Raw genomic sequence first — 221 nt, forward strand, 5'->3', positions numbered from 1 at the left:
TCGACAACGAGTGGTCGATGGCCAACTACGGTGCCCAGTGCGTGGTCTGGCAGACCGCGATCAACCCGGTGGTGGCGCTGGAGCTGCTGGCCACCGGCGCGTGGTCGGGAACGGGCGTGCGCGGCCCCGAGTCGTTCGACGCGGTGCCGTTCCTTGACCTGCTGGCCGGACCAGCGCCGGAGGGCTACAGCTCGGCGTGGGGGATGGAGGACCGGTGAACG

General features: G+C 70.6%; 1 pseudogene. It reads left to right on the forward strand.

Features of this window, described 5'->3' with window-relative positions:
• Positions 1-218, forward strand: a pseudogene (locus BN358_RS12475) (ATP-binding protein); the annotation flags it as partial.
• Positions 219-221 lie beyond the last annotated feature (3 nt).

Origin of the sequence: Sedimentibacter sp. B4 (assembly GCF_000309315.1) — a bacterium.
GTDB lineage: Bacteria > Bacillota > Clostridia > Tissierellales > Sedimentibacteraceae > Sedimentibacter > Sedimentibacter saalensis.